The sequence below is a fragment of the Nocardia sp. NPDC004604 genome, assembly GCF_040609795.1.
Classification (GTDB): Bacteria; Actinomycetota; Actinomycetes; order Mycobacteriales; family Mycobacteriaceae; genus Nocardia.
Genome location: NZ_JBEXLC010000308.1, coordinates 1 through 2,870 on the forward strand (window position 1 = coordinate 1; position 2,870 = coordinate 2,870).

Here is a 2,870-nt window from a genome sequence, read left to right on the forward strand (position 1 = left end):
GCCGAAGAAGTCCGCATCGAAATCGGCCGCCGAGTAAAGGAATCCACCCTGACGGGTATAGGTCTTACCAGCCTTGCCGGGCTCCGGATCGTAGATACCGTCGATGTCCCAGCCACGATCCACCGGCAACTCACCGGTGCTATCGACGCCCGACATGACCAGACTCCACAGGTCTTCCGGCGAGGCGACACCACCGGGATAACGACAAGCCATCGCCACCACAGCGATCGGCTCGTCGTCAACAGCCCTGCTGGCAGTGACCACGACATCCCGGCTGGTGCCCGCGAACTCATCGGCCAGATACTTCGCCAAAGCCTGCGGTGTCGGGTAATCGAACACCAGGGTGGCAGGCAACCGCAGACCTGTCACGACGTTGAGGGCATTGCGGAACTCGATAGCAGCGAGCGAGTCGAAACCCAGCTCGTTGAAAGCTTTGTCCGCCGCAATCGCATTCGCGTCCTGATGTCCCAGAATCGCCGCGACCTGACCACGCACGATCTCCACGAGCACACCAAAACGTTCACTCTCGGGAGTGTTCGACAACCGAGCGCGAAGCGCCGTGAAAGCACCCGAGGCCGCCTTGCGGCGATGCGGGATCAACCCGGAAAACAGTACGGGCGCAGCGAACCCGGAGCTACGCATCGCATCCAGGTCGAAACGGGCAAGGACAGGGGCGGCTGTATCCACTCCTGTCGCGGCATCGAACAGCGCGAGGCCCTGCTCCTCCGAAAGCGGCAGCAGACCCGAACGAGACATGCGGTGACGGTCGACGTCGCTGAGCTCCGCGGCCATACCCCCGCCCAGGCTCCACAGACCCCACGCGAAAGACTGGCCGCAAAGCCCGGATGCCCTGCGATGCGCCGCCAGCGCATCCAAACACGCGTTAGCCGCGGCATAGTTGCCTTGACCAGGGTTACCGAACGCACCAGCCACCGAACTGAACAGCACAAACGCCTTCAACGGCAGATCCACGGTCAATTCATGCAGATGCAGGGCAGCATCGACCTTCGGCCGCAACACCGCATCCAACCGATCCACGGTCAGCGACGCGATGGCACCGTCGTCGAGCACACCAGCCATATGGAACACACCGGTCAACGGGTGACCGGCAGGCACCTCGGCCAACACCTGCGCAAGCGCACCACGATCGGCAACATCACAAGCCACGAACCCGACCTCGGCACCGAGACCCTGCAACTCCGCCCGCAACTCCGCAGCACCGGAAGCAGATTCACCACGGCGGCTCAACAACAACAGACGCCGCACACCACGTGCGTTCACCAGATGCCGAGCGAACAACCCACCCAGATAGCCGCTGGCACCGGTGATCAGAACAGTATCCTCCGGGCCGAAGGACGAACTCACAGCCGAAGCGGCTGCGGAGGAACCCCCGGCTGAAGCGGTCGTCGGAGCGGAGATTCGGCCGAGGCGCGCAATATGAACTTGCCCATCACGCACCGCCACCTGCGGTTCGGCCGCGGCGACAATCCCGCCCAGCAGCCCGTCGAGTTCGGAATCGGTGTCGATCAACACGATCCGACCGGGATTTTCCGCCTGCGCGGAACGCACCAGACCACACACGGCCGCACCGGCCAAGTTCGCAATGTCTTCCCCAGCGACCGAGACAGCACCACCGGTCCGGACGACGAGTACCGATTCGGCGAACCGGTTGCCGGCAATCCAGGACTGCAATACCTCGAGAACCTCATGAGTCGCAGCATGGACAGCGGCGGGATCATTACCCGTCGGGCACTCCAACACCACCACCTGTGGGACCTGATCACCGAGGTCGGGCCACGCTACCGCGGTGACTTCAGCTTCACGCACCGCGACCGGTGTCCAGCCGATCTGGAACAACGCATTACCGACGACGGATGCGCCGACCATGAGCTGCGCGGGATCGATCGGCCGGGAAGCCAAATGCCGCACCGTCGCCACCGCAGCACCGGTCGAGTCCGCCAGATCCAGAGCAACACCATGCTCGCCGACACGCGTGAGCCGAACACGCACTGCATCAGCCCCGGCCGCATGTACCGTGACACCGGACCACTCGAACGGCAACGCCAGACCAACACCCTCAGCCGACATGCCATCGGCAAAACGCAAGGCGTGCAACGACGCATCCAGCAACGCCGGATGCACACCGAACCGCTCCGCCTCAGTTCGGGCCTGCTCAGGCAATTCAACCTCGGCATAGAGCACCCCGTCGGATCCCCGCCACACCGACCGCAGCGCCTGAAACACCGGACCATAGTGATAGCCCTGCACATCGAGAGAGTCATAAACACCATCGATATCGACCGCGACCGCACCGGCGGGCGGCCACTGCACCAGATCCACAGCCGCGCTATCGAATTCCGCGGCGAGCACGCCTTCGGCGTTCAACATCCACGACGCCACCGAATCAACATCATCATCGGGCCGAGAGAAGGTCCGCACTGTGCGACGGCCGGTCTCGTCCTCGGCACCGACCACAACGCGCACCGCGAGTCCGGCGGACTCCGATAGTGCCAGTGGGGCTTGTAGGACCAGTTCCTCGAGGGTCGAGCAGCCGACCTGTTCTCCGGCGTACAAGGCGAGTTCGACCAAACCGGTACCGGGGAACAGCACGGTGTCCACAACCGTATGGTCGGCCAGCCACCGGTGCGTCTGCACCGACAGGCGGCCGGTGAGAGTTACCGCGTCGGAGTCCGGTTGCGAGACGACCGCCGAGACCAGGGGGTGTCCGGTAGCGACGAGACCCATCGCCCGGGCATTGCCAGCGGCGGCGGGCCCTTCGGTCATCCAATAACGGCGACGCTGGAAGGCGTAGGTGGGCAAGTCGATTCGCTGGGCTGCGGTACCGGTGTAGAAACCGGCCCAATCCACCT

The 2,870-nt window shown here is 64.0% G+C and carries 1 protein-coding gene; it reads right to left on the reverse strand.

All coding sequences use genetic code 11. The features are described 5' to 3' along the window. A partial coding sequence (locus tag ABZW16_RS43660; protein WP_354962049.1) for an SDR family NAD(P)-dependent oxidoreductase occupies positions 1 to 2,870 on the reverse strand: 2,870 nt, incomplete at both ends.